Origin of the sequence: Bifidobacterium sp. W8110 (assembly GCF_016101375.1) — a bacterium.
Taxonomy (GTDB): Bacteria; Actinomycetota; Actinomycetes; order Actinomycetales; family Bifidobacteriaceae; genus Bombiscardovia; species Bombiscardovia asteroides.
In genome coordinates this window covers 478,137-495,101 of sequence record NZ_JACFQO010000002.1, presented here as the reverse complement: position 1 = coordinate 495,101, position 16,965 = coordinate 478,137, and the positions used below count along the sequence as shown (strand labels likewise).

Sequence of the window (16,965 nt, the reverse complement as noted above, 5' to 3'; positions counted from 1 at the left end):
GTCCCCTGCGCAACGCTCCCCACTTTACCCCACTTATCCCCATTGCTCACCACCATGACACCACTACAGGCCCAAACTCAACCATTCGCCTCGGCAAAAGGTCCGCCTCGGCGTTTCGCCACCCGGCAAAGAAGGCGCGACCAAGTGTCTGCAGGGCCGGAAAAGTAGAGGTCGAGCGGTATATTGGATCATCCGATTTTTGAACATTGGACAGAACGGACACACATGTCGAGCTATTCCTCACAGCTGCATGAAGAGCAGGCGGCGGTGGACAGGGCCTACGGCCGTCTGGACGAGCTGCGGACGCAGGCCAGAACCAGACTGGACGCAGTCCGGGCCGCCGGCTCCCACGGATCCCCCACCCAGCGCACTGAGCGGGATTCCTTCGCCAACATGTATGAGGACCGGCTCACCCAACTGCGGGCTGTGGAGGACCGTCTGGTCTTCGGCCGGCTGGATACGGCCCAGGGCGGCCGACGATACATAGGACGATTGGGCCTGCTTGACAGCAACCACGAGCCCATCCTGACCGACTGGCGGGCCGAGGCCGCACGCCCCTTCTACGAGGCCACGCCGGCGGATCACGGCGACATCGTCATGCGTCGGCACATCACCCTCAACTTTCGCCAGGTCACCGGCATCGAGGATGAGGTTCTGGACCTGACGGCCCCCGAGGTGGACAAGGCAGCCCAGGGCGGCACACTGGCCGGCGAGGGCGCGCTCATGGCGTCCCTGTCCAGCCGCCGGACCGGCCAGATGACCGACATCGTGGCCACCATCCAGGCCGAACAGGACCGAATCATCCGATCCCCCATGACCCGCCCGTTGGTGGTCCAGGGCGGTCCAGGCACCGGCAAGACGGCCGTGGCCCTGCACCGGGCGGCCTATCTGCTCTACACCCATCGGCGCCGACTGGAGAGTGCAGGCGTGCTGATCGTCGGGCCCAGCAACGCCTTCCTGCACTACATCGACCAGGTCCTGCCCTCCCTGGGCGAGACCGGAGTGCTCAGCCGCACCATGGGGGACCTCATCCCCGGCATCAGCACCGAACGCCGGGAGGACCCGCACATAGCCCGGCTCAAGGGGGACATCCGCATGGCCGAGGCCGTAGCCAACGCCGTCGCCGCCAGGGAGCGGGTGCCTGCCTCCCTGCCCACGGTCAAGGTGGATGGGGTTGCCGTCCCCATGCTGGCTGTCGACCTGGAACAGGCCCTGGTCGATGCCCGCCGCAGCCACCAGCCCCACAACAAGGCCAGGAACACCTTCGTGCGCTCGGCCCTGAGCGCCATGACCGCCCGTTACGCCGAGGGAGTGGATTACGAGCCCGGAGCTGAGGAACTAGCCCGTGTCACCTCCCTGCTGCGGCTGAACGACCAGGTGCGGAGGACACTCAATCTGGCCTGGCTGCCCATGAACCCCCGCTGGCTGGTCAACGACCTCTGGTCCAGGCCGGACCGTCTGCGCCGGTTCGCCCCCTGGCTGACCCCTGAACAGATTGACCTGCTGACCCGGCAGGACGGCGCCGAACTGACCGTATCCGACATCCCCATCCTGGACGAGGCCATGGAACTGCTGGGCCCCGACCCCCGCCAGGCGGATCGAGACCAGGCTGAAAAGGCCCGCCGCGATGAGGAACGCCGGTTCGCCAGCGACACCCTGGCCCAGAACGGCATCGGAACGGGCATCGTGACCTCGCAGATGCTGCTGGATTCCATCAACGGCCAGGACGATAACCAGGCAGCTGCCCAGGCGGCCGCCGACCGCGAATGGGTCTACGGGCACATCGTGGTCGATGAGGCCCAGGAACTGACGGCCATGGACTGGAGGATGCTGGTCCGGCGCTGCCCCTCCCGTTCCTTTACCATTGTCGGGGACGTGGCCCAGACAGCGGCCCTGGGCGGCACCCGATCCTGGGCCTCCACCATGGATAAGCTTTTCGGCCCGGACGGGTGGGACCTGCGGCAGCTGACCATCGACTATCGCAACCCTCGTCAGGTATCCAACCTGGCCTCATCCTTCGCAGCCTCCGAGGGTCTTGAGGTTTCAACACTCAAGGCCGTGCGCGAGGTGGAAGGATCGGTCAGCCACCTAAGGGCAGAGGATCGGGCCAGCCTGCTGGACCAGCTGCCCGACTTGGTGAGCAAATTGGCGGAACGTCATCTGGGCAAAGACGGTACCGGACGCCTGGCCATCATCGTTCCCAGCGCTCTGGAAGCCGAGGTCAGCTCGCGGCTGCATATTGATAAGGCTCAGGAGCATCAGATCACAGTCACAACCACCGGTCACACCAAGGGCCTGGAGTTCGACGCCGTGGTTCTGGTTGAGCCTGGGGCCATTCAGAATGAAGCCCCCTCCAGGCTGAGCGCGGCGGCCGACCTCTATGTGGCCATGACGCGACCGACCCAGGAGCTGGTCATCGCCCAGACTTCCGAGGATCAGAGGCTGCTGGACCTGGGATGACTTGCCTGGGTGCCTGGCCTGTATCGTGCCTGGAACCCCCATTCAATTCGTGCTAAGCCGGTTACAGGCCAGCCCCGTCACGCATTGACGGAACTCGCTGGCCTGTTGCAGTGTGGTTCTGTTGCAGTCAGAATGACCGATGCCGGAATAGCTGACTTCAGGACTGTGCAGTAGCAGACTGCTCTTCAGCCGACTGGTCTTCGGCGCGCAGGGTGTCAATGGCCTGCTGGAAGTCCTCCAGGTTGCTGAAGTTGCGGTAGACCGAGGCGAAGCGCAGATATGCCACCTCGTCCAATTCCCTGAGGGGCTTCAGGATGGCCCTGCCGACCTCTTCCGAATCAACTTGAGCCAGACCGCGTGAACGCAGATCCTCTTCAACCTGCTGGCCTAGGAGCTTCAGGTCATTCTCATCGATGGGCCTGCCCTGGCAGGCCTTCCTCACGCCAGAGATGACCTTGTCGCGGTTGAAGGGTTCGGCATTGCCTGAGCGTTTCATGACCAGGAGAATTGAGGTCTCCACCGTGGTGAACCGACGCGAGCATTGCGGGCACTCACGGCGGCGTCTGATGGCATGGCCGTCGTCGCTGATTCGCGTATCCACAACCTTGGTATCGGGATTCTGGCAGAAAGGACAGTGCATATTCAATATCATAGCGCCAAAGAACCTCAAGACCCACGTATACCGGGCCTATTAGCGTATAACCCTGGACAAACTCCTTGAATTCCGCTAGTACCTGCATCCAGGCGACAAGTCATCGAAGCCCCGTCTTTAATCCCCTCCCCCGGATCGAAAGTCGCTGCATCAATCGTCGCCGGGAATCAGAATTCGGTCGCCAACGCGCAGATTGGGAGAGGACATGTTGTTGATCTGCATGATACGATCTACGTTTTTAGCGACATCCTCCCCTTGCGGGGTGATTGAGGCCGCATAGGACCAGACATTGTCGCCCGGACGAACTGTTCTTGTGATGACCTCCTGCGGCCCCGGAGCGGAACTGGCCGGCCGAGCCATCCATCCGAACCCAGACAGGGTCAGAGCGCCGACGGCTAGGAAAACTCCGAATCTGCGCACGATGACACCCAGAAAACCCTGATCGTGCCAGGCCTTGACAGCTCCACGAAGACGGTCCGTGAAGGATGAGAACACAGAGCTCACAGACGCCAGGCAGGTCGAAAACAGGTTCGACGGCGCAGACATGCGGGAACTGGCATAGGTAGGAACAACCATCGCACACCTCTTTCGAACATTTGTTCTATCGAACAGATGTTCTCATTTTGACACCGCGATGGTCATTTGGCAAGGCTGATTCGAACATTTGTTTGATTTTTCACTTCAGGCAGGTTAGACTGGGTTCAGTTTCCCAGGAAAGGAGCCTATCGTGAGTACCATCCCCTTTACAGGGTCCACGGCCACGAGCTCCCTTAACCAGTCCACTGTCGCTGATAAAGCCGACTCGCAGGAAACCGCCTCAACCTCAGCCAAGTACAAAGCGAGGGAAAACTCCGCCGGCACTGAGAGCCCGAATCATGGCTCCAGGCCCAGGCTGACCGATCGCCAGGCCAGGGTGTTGGAGGCTATCAAGCGGCACCTATCAGAGCGCGGATTCCTGCCCTCCTACAGGGAGATCGGCAGAGACGCGGGACTGCGCAGCACTTCTTCCGTCAAGCACCAGCTTCAGGTCCTGCAGGATCTGGGCTACATTCGTCTGACTGCCAACAAGGGACGCGCCATAGAGCTGGTCCAGGACCAGCCTGAGCCGACTGCGGGAACCGCCAGGATTGTGCCCTTCCCTGACGTACAGACCGACGAGGCCATCATGCAGTCCCGCGACGTGCCGCTGGTGGGCAGAATCGCCGCCGGTCAACCCATTCTGGCAGAACAGCATGTGGACGATGTCATGCGCCTGCCCGAGCGTCTGACTGGATCCGGCGAGCTCTTCATGCTCGAGGTACATGGGGATTCCATGGTCGATGCCGCCATCTGCGACGGGGACTTTGTGGTCGTCCGCCGCCAGCAGGAGGCTGAGAACGGAGATATCGTCGCGGCCCTGCTGGACGATGGGGCCACGGTAAAGACCTTCCGGCGCGAGGACGGTCACGTTTGGCTGATTCCGCACAACCCTGCCTACTCCCCCATTGATGGCACCCACGCCGTCATCATGGGCAAGGTGGTCACCGTCCTGCGCAAAGTCTGAAGGCTACATGTCCAAATGCTCGCCGCTGCTGTCCCGGTGCCCCTGCGGTTCTATCTGAAAGGTCGTGTGTTCGACCGAGACAGGGAAATGATTGCGCAGACAGCTTTGCATGCTGGTCAGAATTCGTTCGTTTTCGACGGCCGAGGTGCCCTGACGCACAATCACGTGTGCCGTCAGCTGCGGCAGACCAGTGGAGACGCTGTTGGCATGCAGGTCATGAACCTCAAGTACGCCGGGCACACCCTCCAGATGCTTCCTGACCTTGGCCATGTCGAGGTCCGCCGGTGTCTCCTCAAGAAGTACAGAGATGCTGCTGGCCAGCAGTTTGATCGCGCGGGGAATCATCAGCAGGGCAATCAGGCCTCCCGCCACGGCATCGAACCCGGCCCAGCCTGTGACCATCATGACCGCGGCTGATACCAGGACCGCCACCGATCCCAATGCGTCATTGACCACTTCGAGAAAAGCGGCACGCATGTTCAGGTTGTCCTTATGGCCGGAGGCCAGGACCAGGATGGACCCAACATTGGCAGCCAGGCCCAAGATGCCGAAGAAGAGCAGCAGCCCCTGCTGATGGACTTGGTCCCGTCCGGGCGACCAGAGCCGCATGACTGCTTCCACAATGGCGTAGATGCCTATGGCCAGCAGTACCAGAGCCCCGCCAGCCGCCGTGATGACCTCCAGACGGGACCAGCCCCAGGTTCGCCGGTTTGTGGGGCGGCGCTCCATCAACACCGCAGTGACCGTGGAGGCGATTAGTACAGCCATGTCGGTCATCATGTGCCCGGCATCGACCAGCAGGGCCAGGCTGCGGGTGACCAAGGCGCCAACGACTTCGGCCACGAAGACCGACCCCGTCAGAGCCAAAGTCGTCAGCAACTGTCGACGATGGGCGGATCCGCCACCCTGGACACCACTTTCATGAGCGCTCATGCATACCCCGATTCATCAGTCACCAAGGTATGTCACCGGGGGCTGCGAGGCAAGGGTTTTCTGTGAAATACTCAGAAGCCGAACTTGCTTGCCGTCTCCTTCAAGGTCTCGGCGGAACGCTTCAGAGCAGCCAGCTCGCCGTCGCTCAGCGGGGTGTTGATGTGGGTGTTGACCCCCTCGCGGTTGAGCACGCTGGGCACCGACATGCACACGTCGGAGATGCCATGGAAGTCCTCCAGGAGGGAGCTGACCGGCAGGATCCGGTCGGTGCCGTTCAGGATGGACTCGATGATGTCCACGCCGGACATGGCGATGGCGAAGTTGGTCGCCCCCTTGCCCTCGATGATCTGGTAGGCGGCGTTCTTCACCTCCTGGTGTATCTCCTCGCGCTTGGCCGCGTCCAGGGGCTCATGGCCGGGCAGCTCCATCCAGTCGCACATGGGCACGCCGCCGATGGTGGCCGAGCTCCAGAGCGGGACTTCGGAGTCCCCGTGCTCGCCGGCGATGTAGGCATGGACGTTCTTGACATTGACTCCGGTCTGCTGGCCGATCAGGTAGCGCAGACGGGCGGAGTCCAGGTTGGTGCCCGAACCGAACATCTGGTTGACCGGCAGTCCGGACAGCTCCAGGGAGACTCGGGTGACGATGTCGACGGGGTTGGTAATCAGCAGGAAGATGGCATTGGGGGCCACCTCGACCATCTGCGGGATGATGGACTTCATCATGTTGATGGTGGCACCGGCCAGGTCAAGCCGAGTCTGCCCCGGCTTCTGCCTGGCTCCGGCCGTGATGACCACCATGTCGGCGTCGGCGCAGATCTGCGGATCGTCCGAGCCATCGATGGTGACCGTGGGATAGAAGCTGGATCCGTGCTGCATGTCGCGGACCTCGGCCTCAACACGCTGGGCGTTGATATCCTCAAGAACAATCTCTCGAGCCACGCCGCGCTGGGCCGCCGAAAAGGCCAGAGTCGACCCCACGGCTCCAGCTCCCACGATTGCTAGCTTGGTTGGCTTGATTGATGATTCCGCCATATTCTATGGACCTCTCTTATCGGAACCCGCGAAACGGGTTTGCCGCTGACAACATACGTAGTCTACCCAGCATAGGTGACCTGGTGCGCATCTGCCCTTAAGAGTTCAGCCCGGCCGATGGCGTGTCACCCGCTGAAGCCTGCAAGGGCTTCTGGTCAATGGCCTGGTCAAGCACGGCGGCCGCCAGCCGGTCGTCCACATCAGCGCTCAGCGCAACCCCGTCGGCCCGATATTCCAATGACTCCACCCGTCCCATCTGCCGTACCTGCTCCAGCAGAGAGCCACTGGTGTAGGGCAGTATGGCCTGGACATGCACGGCGGGAGCGGGCAGCAGCTCCTCCACCCGCTTGCGCAGGGACTCCAAACCCTGACCCTCCTTGGCTGAAACCAGGAAGGCTTCAGGCTCAAGGTTGGCAAGCCGCTGCCGGGCGTCCTTATCGATCAGATCCACCTTGTTGAAGACCAGCAGGCGGGGAATGGACTCGGCGCCGGGGATGTCTGCCAGCACGGCGTCCACAGCCCTGATCTGCCCGAAGGGATCGGGGTGGGAGCCATCCACCACATGGAGAATCAGATCGGACTGCCCCACCTCCTCCAGGGTGGATTTGAAGGCCTCCACCAGCTGGGTGGGCAGGCGGCGGACGAACCCGACCGTGTCCACATAGACGTAGCGCCGACCATCTGCCGCCTTGGTCCGCCTGACCGCCGTGTCCAGGGTCGCGAAGAGGGCGTTCTCCACCAATTCTTCGGATCCGGTCAGCCGGTTGGTCAGCGAGGACTTGCCGGCGTTGGTGTACCCCACCACGGCCACGGCCGGGAGCTGGTAGCGCCGCCGTGACCCACGCTTGACCTGGCGCGAGGGGGCCATCTGGGCGATCTGGCGCTTCAGCCGGGAAATCCGCCGCCTGATGACCCGACGGTCGGTCTCGATCTTGGTCTCGCCCGGGCCGCGGGAGCCTATGCCGCCAGCCTGTCCTGCAGCCTGACCACCAGCCTGTCGGGAGAGCGACCCGCCCCAGCCGCGCAGCCTGGGCAGCATGTACTCCAGTTGGGCGAGCTCCACCTGTGCCTTGCCCTCGCGGCTGGTGGCGTGCTGGGCGAAGATGTCCAGAATCAGGGCCGTCCTGTCAACCACCTTGACCTTGGTGACATCCTCAAGCGCACGTCGCTGGGAGGGATGCAGGTCGTCATCGGTGATGATGGTGTCGGCGCCCAGCCGGGCCACGATATCTGCCAGCTCCCGCGCCTTGCCCGAACCCAGGTAGGTGGCTGGATCCGGCTTGACCCGTTGTTGAAGCAGCCCATCCAAGACCTCAGCCCCGGCGGTCCGTGCCAGGGCGGCCAGCTCTCGCAGGGACTCCTCGGCCTGGCCGACCGTGGTCCTCGAACCCGACCAGACACCAACCAGGACCACCCGCTCCAGACGGACCTTGCGGTACTCCACCTCGGTCACGTCCTGGAGCTCACCCAGCCCCTCGACATGGCGGAAGGCATTGCGCCGGCTGCGCTCCTCCCACTCCTGGTCCTGCCCGGCCCGCCCTTGACTGCCGGTCAGTACCTCGGACTTGTGAGAGAGCGGGTCCTGATGGGCATCGTCAACTGCTGAACCATGCTCTTGAGTTGGTTGTTCTTGGGTCAAAGGCACCTCTGCATTGATCTATGGACTGGGGAACGAATCCGGTATAGGCGGAATCATGACACAGTCTTTATTATCATCTTCTTAGCAGACATCAGCGGGTGCCCGAGGGACGGGCAGACTTCAAAGACGGACGGGATGGACATGACGCACAGGGACCATGGCAGCAGCCGGGGGCAATCCTCCAGGACCGGGATGGACGGAGGCGAACAGTACTTTGTAGCCCGTCCGGCCTCCCCCGACCTCCGGCGGACCATCCAGGTCGAACTGGCCGGCCGCACCTGCCAGGTGGAGGTCTCCCACGGGGTCTTCTCATCGGGCAGGCTTGATCTGGGCACATCGGTCCTGCTCAAACGTGTTCCCCAGCCACCGGCAGAAGGCGACTTTCTGGACCTGGGCTGCGGATGGGGTCCCATCGCCCTGAGCATGGCCATGCAATCGCCCAAGGCCAACGTCTACGCTGTGGACACCAACCTGCGGGCCCTGGATCTGACTGCCCGGAACGCCAAATCCCAAGGCCTTGACAGGGTGCGCACGCTGGCCCCGGAGCAGGTGCCGGACGATCTGCGCTATGACCTGATCTGGTCAAATCCGCCCATCCGGGTGGGCAAGCCGGCACTGCACGACCTGCTGATGACCTACTTGCCCAGGTTGAAGTCCCAGGGCCGGGCCTACCTGGTGGTCCAGCGCAACCTGGGCGCTGACTCCTTGATTCCCTGGCTGGCTGAGGCTCTTGGCTCCGGCTGGACGGCGGAGAAGTATGCCTCGGCCAAGGGCTACCGGATCATCGAGGTGGGCCGGGCATGAGGTTCGATTATCCCGCCGAGCTCCCCATCAGCGCGGCCAAGAAGGACATCGTCCATGCCGTGCAGTCCTCCCAGGTGGTCATCGTCTCAGGCCAGACCGGCTCGGGCAAGACCACCCAGATTCCCAAGATCCTTTTGGAGATGGGCCGGGGCGACCACGGCCATCAGATCGTGCACACCCAGCCCAGGAGGATCGCCGCCAGAACCGTGGCCGAGCGCATCGCCTCGGAGACGGGCACCAGATTGGGTGATCAGATCGGCTACCAGGTGCGTTTCACCGACAAGTCCAGCCGAAGCACCCGCCTGCGGGTGGTCACCGACGGGATCCTTCTGGCACAGATTCAGGGCGATCCCCAGCTGCGGGCCTACGACACCATCATCATCGACGAGGCCCACGAGCGCAGCCTGAACATCGACTTTCTGCTGGGGTATCTGACCGCCTTGCTGCCCAGACGGCCCGATCTGAAGCTGATCATCACCTCGGCCACCATCGATTCGGTCAAGTTCCGCGACCACTTCGCCAAGGCCCTGCACACCCAGGTGCCCGTGCTGGAGGTCTCCGGCCGTACCTATCCGGTCCAGACCCTCTACGAGCCCGCCGGATCGGCACCGGCCCTGATGCGGCACGTCCCCGGGTTCGACTCCGAGGATGGACAGGACAGGGAGGATCCGGACATCCCCAATGCAGTGGCCCGGGCCTGCGCCGAGCTGGTCATCCATTCCACCCATGTGGACGGCCCCAGGGACATCCTGGTCTTCGCTGCCGGCGAGCGCGACATCCGCGAGTACGAGACCGCCCTGCGCCGCCACTTCGGCCCGCGAACCTCCGACATGCGCCGCGCGGACGCCCTGGAGATCATCCCGCTCTTCGCCCGCCTGTCGGCCAAGGAGCAGCACCGGGTCTTCGAACGCCACGGGCATCAGCGCATCGTCATCGCCACCAACGTGGCCGAAACCTCCCTGACGGTTCCAAGTATCCGTTACGTGGTGGACCCGGGACTGGCCAGGATCAGCCGCTACTCCAAATCGGCCAAGGTCCAGCGCCTGCCCATCGAGCCCATATCCCAGGCCTCGGCCGATCAGCGTGCGGGCCGTTGCGGACGTGTGGCCGACGGCATCGCCATCCGCCTCTATGCGAAAGACGACTATGACACCCGTCCCAAGTTCACCGACCCGGAGATCCTGCGCACCTCCCTGGGTTCGGTCATCCTGCACATGCTCTCGGTGGGCGTGGCCAATACGGCCGAGGACATCACTGACTTCGGCTTCATCGATCCGCCCGACACACGTGCAGTCAGCGATGGCCTGCGGGAGCTGACCGAGCTGCAGGCCATCTCCCGCCAGCAGGGCATCATCCGGCTGACCAATCTGGGACGACGGCTGGCCAGAATCCCCATCGACATCCGTCTGGGCAGAATGATTCTGCAGGCCGGTCAGGATGCCACCCCGGACACCCTGGCCGCCGTTCTGGTGGTCGTGGCCTTCCTCTCCCTGCAGGACCCTCGCGAGCGCCCGGAGGAGAAACGCGAGGAGGCAGATCGAATACATGCTCGTTACGAGGACCCATCCAGCGACTTCCTGACGGCCCTGAACATCTGGAACCGCTTCTTCCCGCAGGACAAGGAGCCCTCCAACAGTGCCCTGCGCAAGGCCTGCAAACAGGAGTACATGGCCTTCCTGCGTATGCGACAGTGGCATGACCTCTACCGGCAGCTGGCTCAGATGTGTCGGGGCCTACACATGAAGGTGGGCTCCCCTGTCCCCGTCAAGGGACCGGATCAGGCTCTGCTGGCCTTGCCTATTGGGCAGCAGGCGGCCCATGCCCTGGTCTGCTCCTGGGACGATCAAGGCATCCACCGGTCCATGCTGGCCGGCCTGCTCTCCAGTCTGGGAATGCAGGTGGTCCACGAACCCAAGGCCTCCGATTTCGCCGGCCTGCATGGCGCGGCACGGGCCAAGGCCATGAAGCGGGCGCACCGGCAGGCCAAGAACGACTACCAGGGGGCGCGTGGCACGCACTTCGCCATCTTCCCCGGCTCTGCGCTCTCCAAGGCCAATCCGCCCTGGATCATGGCCGCCGAGCTGGTGGAGACCTCCCGGCTCTGGGCTCGCTGCTGCGCAGCCATCGACCCCGCCTGGGCCGAACCCCTGGCCGAATCCCTGACCAGAACCACTTATGCCGAACCTCACTGGTCTGCCTCCCGTGGTGCCGCGGTGGCAACCTCCAAGGTCCTGCTCTACGGCCTGCCCATCGTGCGCGACAGGACGGTCCAGTGGGCCCGAATCAACCCCGCCCAGGCCCGGGACATGCTGATACGCCAGGGCCTGGTCCAGGGCGAGGTGCGCGAGCGCTTCCCGCATGACGGCTTCATCCAGGCCAACCGGCAGGTGCTCAACGAGGCCGGCGAGCGGACCAGCAGGACCCGCCAGATTATTGGCACCGTCACCGAGGAGGACCTCTACGATTTCTACCAGGAGCGCATTCCCCAGGAAGCCACATCCCTGGCCGCGCTGGGCTCTTGGTGGCGGAAGCACCACGATGCGGACCCACATCTGCTGGACTTCGACCCCGACAAGGTGGAGCGTCTGAACGACCAGTCCGCCTCCTACCGACCCGGGGACTACCCCGACCACTGGCACACCCTGGGCATCGACGGACGGCCCATGGATCTGCCCCTGACCTATCGTTATCAGCCGGGAGAGCCAGACGACGGCATCACGGTCCACATCCCACTGCACTGCCTGAACCAGCTGACACCCGGGCAGTTCAGCTGGACCGTGCCGGGCCTCCTGGACGACCTGATCACAGCCACCATCAAGTCCCTGCCCAAGGCACTGAGGGTCCAGTTCGTCCCCGCCCCTGACGCCGCCCGGACAATCCGCGCTTGGATAGACGGCCACTATCCCCTGCTGCCCGGCGCCGACCCTGCGTCGGCGGACCGGGCCACCTACGGGTCAGCGGACCGGCCTGCGGACGAAGATGGCAGCAATGCCGGAGCCATTCCCGCCGGGGGCTGGCCGGACTTCGAGCAGGCCTTCACCGCCGCAGCCATAGACACGGTCGGAGCCCAGCTGCACCCGGAAGTCTTCACCCAGGCCAGGCTGGAACGACTGCCCGACTACCTGCGGCCCACCTTCCAGGTGGAGGAGGATCGACGCCAGGGCCACGGCAGTGGCCACAAGGGCCGGAGCCACCCCAAGGCCCTGGGCCGGTCCAAGTCCCTGACCGACCTGCAGCGCGAACTGGCCGGACAGGCCCGGCAGTCGGCCCGGTCCCGGGTGGACTCCCAGGCCAGCAAGGCCGCCCGACAGGGCCAGGTGGTCAAAAGCGCCGACCTGCTCCATCAGTCCGGCGCCACCACCAAACCGCGCGAGGAACTGATCTGGCAGGCTGCCTTGGACAAGCTCCATCTGCCTGCCCAGAGGATCTCCTCGCGTTGGCTCAGCCGAGAGGCCCTGATGCTGGCCTCAGCCCCCTACCCGGACACCTCCGCCCTGGCCGAGGACCTGCAGATGGCCACTGTAAAGCGCCTGATCCCCCACAACGAAGCCATCACCGACGACCGGACCCTGCAGGAGGCTGTAGCCGGCGTCAGCCAGGTCTACGAGGACACCGTGTATCAGGTGGCCAAGGATGTTGTCGCTATTCTGGAGACTTCGGCCCAGGTGGACAAAGCCGTGTCCGGCCCGGCCGATCTTCCCCTGCTCTCGGTTCTGCAGTGGATACGCCAGCATTCGGCCAATCTTGTGGCCAAGGGCTTCATCGGCGCCGACCCGCCCTATGCCCTCCCCCGCCTGCGCACATATCTGAAGGCGGACCTGATGCGGCTGAACAAGGCCCGCAGGGACAAGGACCGTGACGTACGATGGGCATGGCAGGCGCAGACCGCCCAGGATCTAGTGGACCAGGCGACCAAGACGGCCCAGTCTCTGCCCGCCGGTCCCGGACGAGACCAGGCCATGGACCGTGCACAAAGGGGACGTTGGATGATGGAGGAGTACTTCGTCTCCATCTGGGCCCAGGAGCTGGGGACGGCCATCCCTGTCAGCCTGCAAAGAATCAGGAAGGCACTGGAAGGAAAACCATGAGCACAAGTCCATCGGGACGAAGACGCAGGGGCGGCAACAAACGCGAACGGATGACCCTTCGCCGCGCGCAGACCCTGGGGGCCGCCCTGATGGCCATAGTCCTGGTGGTCGCCCTTTGCATCCTGGCCGTCCGCTTCGTCTCATACCGGCTGATGGTCGGCCGCGTCATCCGCTACCAGGAGCAGCTCTCCCAGGAGTATGTCTTCAATCCAGGCAGGATCATCACCGATCACCGCTTCCATGACACCATGGACATGAACGCCGACGATGTTCAGGCCTTCTTGGACCAGAAGGGGGCGTCCTGCAACGGATCCACTTGTCTGCGCAACCTGCGGATGGACGTCCCCGACCGCCCCGGTGACGGTCTATGTGACGCCTACAAGGGCGGCAAGGGGCAGAGCGCGGCCCAGATCATCGACGGGTCCGCTCGCTCCTGTGGGATAAGTCAGAAAATCCTCCTGACCATACTGCAAAAGGAGCAGCATCTGGTAGCCACCGACCAGCCCGCCACCAAGGTCCAGCTAAAGTCCGCCATGGGCCTTTCCTGCCCTGATGGCGCGGATTGTGACGCCCGCTACGCCGGTTTCTTCAACCAGGTCTACGGGGCCGCCCATCGATTCCGCTACTACCAGGCGCACCGGGATCAGTACGCTTACAAGACCAAGGCCCTGAACGATGTTCGCTTCAGCCCCGATGCCTCCTGCGGCAGCGGTAAGGTCTACATCGAGAACGATGCCACTGCCCTGCTCTACATCTATACGCCCTACCAGCCCAACGAGGCAGCGCTGCGGGCAGGCGACGGCGAAGGCAACCGCTGCTCAAGCTATGGCAACCGCAACTTCGTCATCATCTACAACAGCTGGTTCGGCCGATCAGACCAGTAAGCCCCGGGTTCAAAGCCTGGGCAGATAGTAGGCCAGCTCGTAGGGGGTGACCTGACGACTGTACCCGGCCCACTCCCTGTGCTTGTTGCGCAGGAAGTACTCGAAGGTCTGCTCGCCCAGCACCTGGGCCACGAAGTCCGATTTTTCCATGACCTTGAGCGCCGCATCCAGGCTGTCAGGCAGGGGCTCGATGCCCATGGCCTGCCGCTCGGCGTCGGTCAGCTCCCAGACGTCGTCGCTGGTGGGCTCGCCCAGGGTCATCTTCTGCTCGATCCCGTCCAGGCCCGCAGCCAGCAGCACCGAGTAGGCCAGATAGGGGTTGGCTCCCGGATCCAGCCCGCGGAACTCCATCCTGGCCGAGTTGCCCTTACCGGGCTTGTACTGGGGTATGCGCAGGAGGGCGGACCGGTTGTTGTGCCCCCAGCAGACGTAGCTGGGCGCCTCGGCCCCGCCCCAGAGACGCTTGTAGGAGTTGACGTACTGGTCGGTCACCGCGCAGATCTCGGCCGCATGTGCCAGTATGCCGGCGGCGAACTGCCGGGCCGTCTGGGACATGTTGAACTCCTGGCCCACCTCGTAGAAGGCGTTGGTGTCCCCCTCGAACAGGCTCAGATGGGTGTGCATGCCCGACCCCGGCTGGTCGGTGAAGGGCTTGGGCATGAAGCTGGCATAGATTCCACGCTCCAGCGAGATCTCCTTGACCACGGTCCGGAAGGTCATGATGTTGTCGGAGGTGGTCAGGGCGTCGGCATAGCGCAGGTCGATCTCGTTCTGTCCAGGCCCGGCCTCGTGGTGGGAGTACTCCACCGAGATGCCCATCTGCTCCAGCATGTTGACGCAGGCCCGGCGGAAGTCCATCCCCGGGCTGCGGGGCACGTGGTCGAAGTAGCCGCCCTCGTCGATGGGGGTCGGGACCTGGGACCAGTCGTCCTGGTTCTCAAACAGATAGAACTCGATCTCCGGATGGGTATAGAAGATGAAGCCCTTCTCCTTGGCCTTGGCCAAGGCCCTCTTGAGCACATGCCGGGGATCGCCGCTGCTAGGCTCGCCGTCCGGGGTGAGCACGTCGCAGAAGATCCGTGCTGTGCCCTGAGGTCCGCCCCTCCAGGGAAGAATCTGGAAGGTGGACGGGTCGGGCTTGACGATCATATCGTCCTCGGAGACCCTGGTCATGCCCTCGATGGCCGAGCCGTCGAAGCCCAGCCCCTCCTCGAAGGCGACCTCCAACTCGGTGGGCGCTATGGCCACCGACTTCAGGGTGCCCAAGACGTCGGTGAACCAGAGACGAATGAACCGGACATCGCGCTCCTCGACAGTGCGCAGCGCGAACTCCTCTTGCTTATCCATAGAGCTTATGCTCCCATTCCTATATTTCGCAGACTTGCTTATAGCGTTAACAATGCCCCGAGACCAGGTCCAGCGCCTGCTCCAGGGTGAAGGCCCCCTCATAGAGGGACTTGCCCAGGATGGCGCTGTCCACGCCCCGATCGGCCAGATCCAGGATCCGGCTCAGGTCATCCAGGCTGGATATACCTCCCGAGGCGGTCACCTTGGCCGGAGTCCGGTCAGCCACCTGTCCCAGCAGATCCAGGTTGGGACCGGTCATCATCCCGTCGCGTGTCACATCGGTGACCACATACCGGCTGCAACCGTCCCGGTCCAGCCGATCCATGGCCTCGAAAAGATCCCCGCCCTGTCTGGTCCAGCCCCGGGCGGCCAGGGTGTGTCCGCGCACATCCAGACCCACGCAAACCCTCTGCCCGTAGCGATTCAGGACCCGGCTTGTCCATTCCGGGTTTTCCAGGGCCGCCGTACCGATGTTGACCCGGGTGGCGCCGGCATCCAGGGCCGCCTCCAGACTGGCGTCGTCGCGGATACCGCCACTGAGCTCCACCTTGACGCGATCCCCCAGCTCGTTGACCAGGGCGGCCAGCTTGTCGCGGTTGTCGCCCGTGCCGAAGGCCGCATCCAGATCGACCAGGTGGAGCCACTCGGCACCCTGGTCGACCCAGGCTTTGGCTGCATCGGCAGGTTCCCCGTAGACCTTCTCGGAGCCGGAGACCCCTTGCTTCAGGCGGACCGCCTTTCCGTCGCGGACATCGACAGCGGGTAGGAGCGTCAGCATCTCATTCACCTTTCTCGCAGGGGCGTCCGGAAGCCCCGGGAAGGGTCCGCACCCAATTGGTCAGCAACCGTGCGCCGGCCTGGCCGGACTTTTCAGGATGGAACTGGGTGGCGCTCAAGGGACCGCACTCATAGGCCGCCACGAACCTGCTGCGTCCATAGGTGGCCCAGGTAACCAGCGGTTCACCGAAGGAGGTGCCCTGTGAGGTCTTGTCAGATGCTGGTTGGACTGACCCTGGCCGCGTTTCACCCTCTCGGTTGAACACCGATACTCGCAGGGACAAATCGGGCTGTGCCAGGCTGGCCCGGTCATCTCCCTGCGCCGCCATGGCGGCATAGGAGTGGACGAAGTAGAAGCGCTGGTCCTGGACCCCTGCCAACAGTTGTGTTCCCTGAGGCGCCTGGACATGGTCCCAGCCCATATGGGGCACCACATCGGCATCCAGCTCGGTCACCCGCCCGGGGATCAGGCCCAGACCGGGCTCGCTGCGACCGTCCTCGTCCCCGAACTGGAACATGATCTGAAGACCTATGCAGACCCCGAGAACCGGCAGGCCCTGGGCCAGGCGATCCAGGATGATGCGGTCTCCGCCGACAGCCCGCAACCCCGCCATGCAGGCCCCGTAGGCCCCCACGCCGGGAATGACCAGGCCGTCGGCCTTCATGGCCAGGTCCGGGTCGGCGCTGATTCGCGCATCAATCCCAAGCTGGGAGAGGGCATGCACCATGGATCTGACATTGCCGAACCCATAGTCAAGCACCTGTATCCTGGTCATGTTCCTCCTAGCCAAGCCGTTTGCTTGT

The 16,965-nt window shown here is 63.8% G+C and carries 13 protein-coding genes; 5 read left to right on the top strand and 8 right to left on the bottom strand.

All coding sequences use genetic code 11. The features are described from left to right. Nucleotides 1-225: 225 nt before the first annotated feature. Nucleotides 226-2,460 carry a HelD family protein gene (locus H3T88_RS05055; RefSeq protein ID WP_198203783.1) on the top strand — a complete coding sequence of 745 codons (2,235 nt, stop codon included), beginning with the start codon at nucleotides 226-228 and terminating at the stop codon, nucleotides 2,458-2,460. Between the two features lie 157 nt (nucleotides 2,461-2,617). On the opposite strand, the gene nrdR is transcribed toward H3T88_RS05055, so the two are convergent. Both nrdR and H3T88_RS08830 read right to left on the bottom strand, forming a co-directional pair. After that, on the bottom strand, nucleotides 2,618-3,100 hold the full coding sequence (nrdR, locus tag H3T88_RS05050) for a transcriptional regulator NrdR (RefSeq protein ID WP_044090887.1): 483 nt from the start codon (nucleotides 3,098-3,100) through the stop codon (nucleotides 2,618-2,620). 162 nt (nucleotides 3,101-3,262) lie between these two features. After that, complete coding sequence (locus tag H3T88_RS08830) at nucleotides 3,263-3,616, bottom strand: LysM peptidoglycan-binding domain-containing protein (RefSeq protein ID WP_198203782.1); 354 nt, start codon at nucleotides 3,614-3,616, stop codon at nucleotides 3,263-3,265. Nucleotides 3,617-3,839: 223 nt separating this feature from the next. Between H3T88_RS08830 and lexA the strand changes: the two genes are divergently transcribed. Further along, a complete protein-coding gene (lexA, locus tag H3T88_RS05040) occupies nucleotides 3,840-4,655 on the top strand; it encodes a transcriptional repressor LexA (protein WP_415873471.1) in 816 nt (271 codons plus the stop codon). A 3-nt stretch (nucleotides 4,656-4,658) separates the two neighbouring features. Here the strand turns inward: lexA and H3T88_RS05035 are convergent, their stop codons facing one another. The 3 genes from H3T88_RS05035 to hflX all read right to left on the bottom strand — a co-directional run bounded on the left by H3T88_RS05035 (nucleotide 4,659) and on the right by hflX (nucleotide 8,177). Beyond that, a complete protein-coding gene (locus H3T88_RS05035) occupies nucleotides 4,659-5,588 on the bottom strand; it encodes a cation diffusion facilitator family transporter (RefSeq protein ID WP_198203781.1) in 930 nt (309 codons plus the stop codon). A gap of 71 nt (nucleotides 5,589-5,659) precedes the next feature. Beyond that, nucleotides 5,660-6,622, bottom strand: a complete 963-nt coding sequence (locus H3T88_RS05030) for an L-lactate dehydrogenase (protein ID WP_046322674.1) — start codon at nucleotides 6,620-6,622, stop codon at nucleotides 5,660-5,662. A 97-nt stretch (nucleotides 6,623-6,719) separates the two neighbouring features. Further along, a complete protein-coding gene (gene hflX / locus H3T88_RS05025) occupies nucleotides 6,720-8,177 on the bottom strand; it encodes a GTPase HflX (protein WP_232347190.1) in 1,458 nt (485 codons plus the stop codon). A gap of 219 nt (nucleotides 8,178-8,396) precedes the next feature. Between hflX and H3T88_RS05020 the strand changes: the two genes are divergently transcribed. From H3T88_RS05020 to H3T88_RS05010, 3 genes are read left to right on the top strand one after another with little or no spacing between them, the layout of a single operon-like run. Then, nucleotides 8,397-9,065 carry a class I SAM-dependent methyltransferase gene (locus tag H3T88_RS05020; RefSeq protein ID WP_415873726.1) on the top strand — a complete coding sequence of 223 codons (669 nt, stop codon included), beginning with the start codon at nucleotides 8,397-8,399 and terminating at the stop codon, nucleotides 9,063-9,065. After that, a complete protein-coding gene (hrpA, locus tag H3T88_RS05015; RefSeq protein WP_198203779.1) occupies nucleotides 9,062-13,153 on the top strand; it encodes an ATP-dependent RNA helicase HrpA in 4,092 nt (1,363 codons plus the stop codon). Before H3T88_RS05020 ends, hrpA begins: the two co-directional genes overlap by 4 nt. After that, nucleotides 13,150-14,037: a hemagglutinin gene (locus H3T88_RS05010; RefSeq protein ID WP_198203778.1), complete on the top strand. Its 888-nt coding sequence runs from the start codon at nucleotides 13,150-13,152 to the stop codon at nucleotides 14,035-14,037. The genes hrpA and H3T88_RS05010 overlap by 4 nt, the downstream gene beginning before the upstream one ends. A 9-nt stretch (nucleotides 14,038-14,046) precedes the next feature. Here H3T88_RS05010 and glnA read toward each other — a convergent pair whose 3' ends face one another. The 3 genes from glnA to hisH are packed head-to-tail and all read right to left on the bottom strand — an operon-like array spanning nucleotide 14,047 to nucleotide 16,937. Continuing rightward, a complete protein-coding gene (glnA, locus tag H3T88_RS05005) occupies nucleotides 14,047-15,384 on the bottom strand; it encodes a type I glutamate--ammonia ligase (RefSeq protein ID WP_015021547.1) in 1,338 nt (445 codons plus the stop codon). A 46-nt stretch (nucleotides 15,385-15,430) separates the two neighbouring features. Continuing rightward, nucleotides 15,431-16,162, bottom strand: a complete 732-nt coding sequence (gene priA, locus H3T88_RS05000) for a bifunctional 1-(5-phosphoribosyl)-5-((5-phosphoribosylamino)methylideneamino)imidazole-4-carboxamide isomerase/phosphoribosylanthranilate isomerase PriA (protein WP_198203777.1) — start codon at nucleotides 16,160-16,162, stop codon at nucleotides 15,431-15,433. A gap of 1 nt (nucleotide 16,163) precedes the next feature. Beyond that, nucleotides 16,164-16,937, bottom strand: a complete 774-nt coding sequence (gene hisH / locus H3T88_RS04995) for an imidazole glycerol phosphate synthase subunit HisH (RefSeq protein WP_198203776.1) — start codon at nucleotides 16,935-16,937, stop codon at nucleotides 16,164-16,166. Nucleotides 16,938-16,965: the final 28 nt, after the last annotated feature.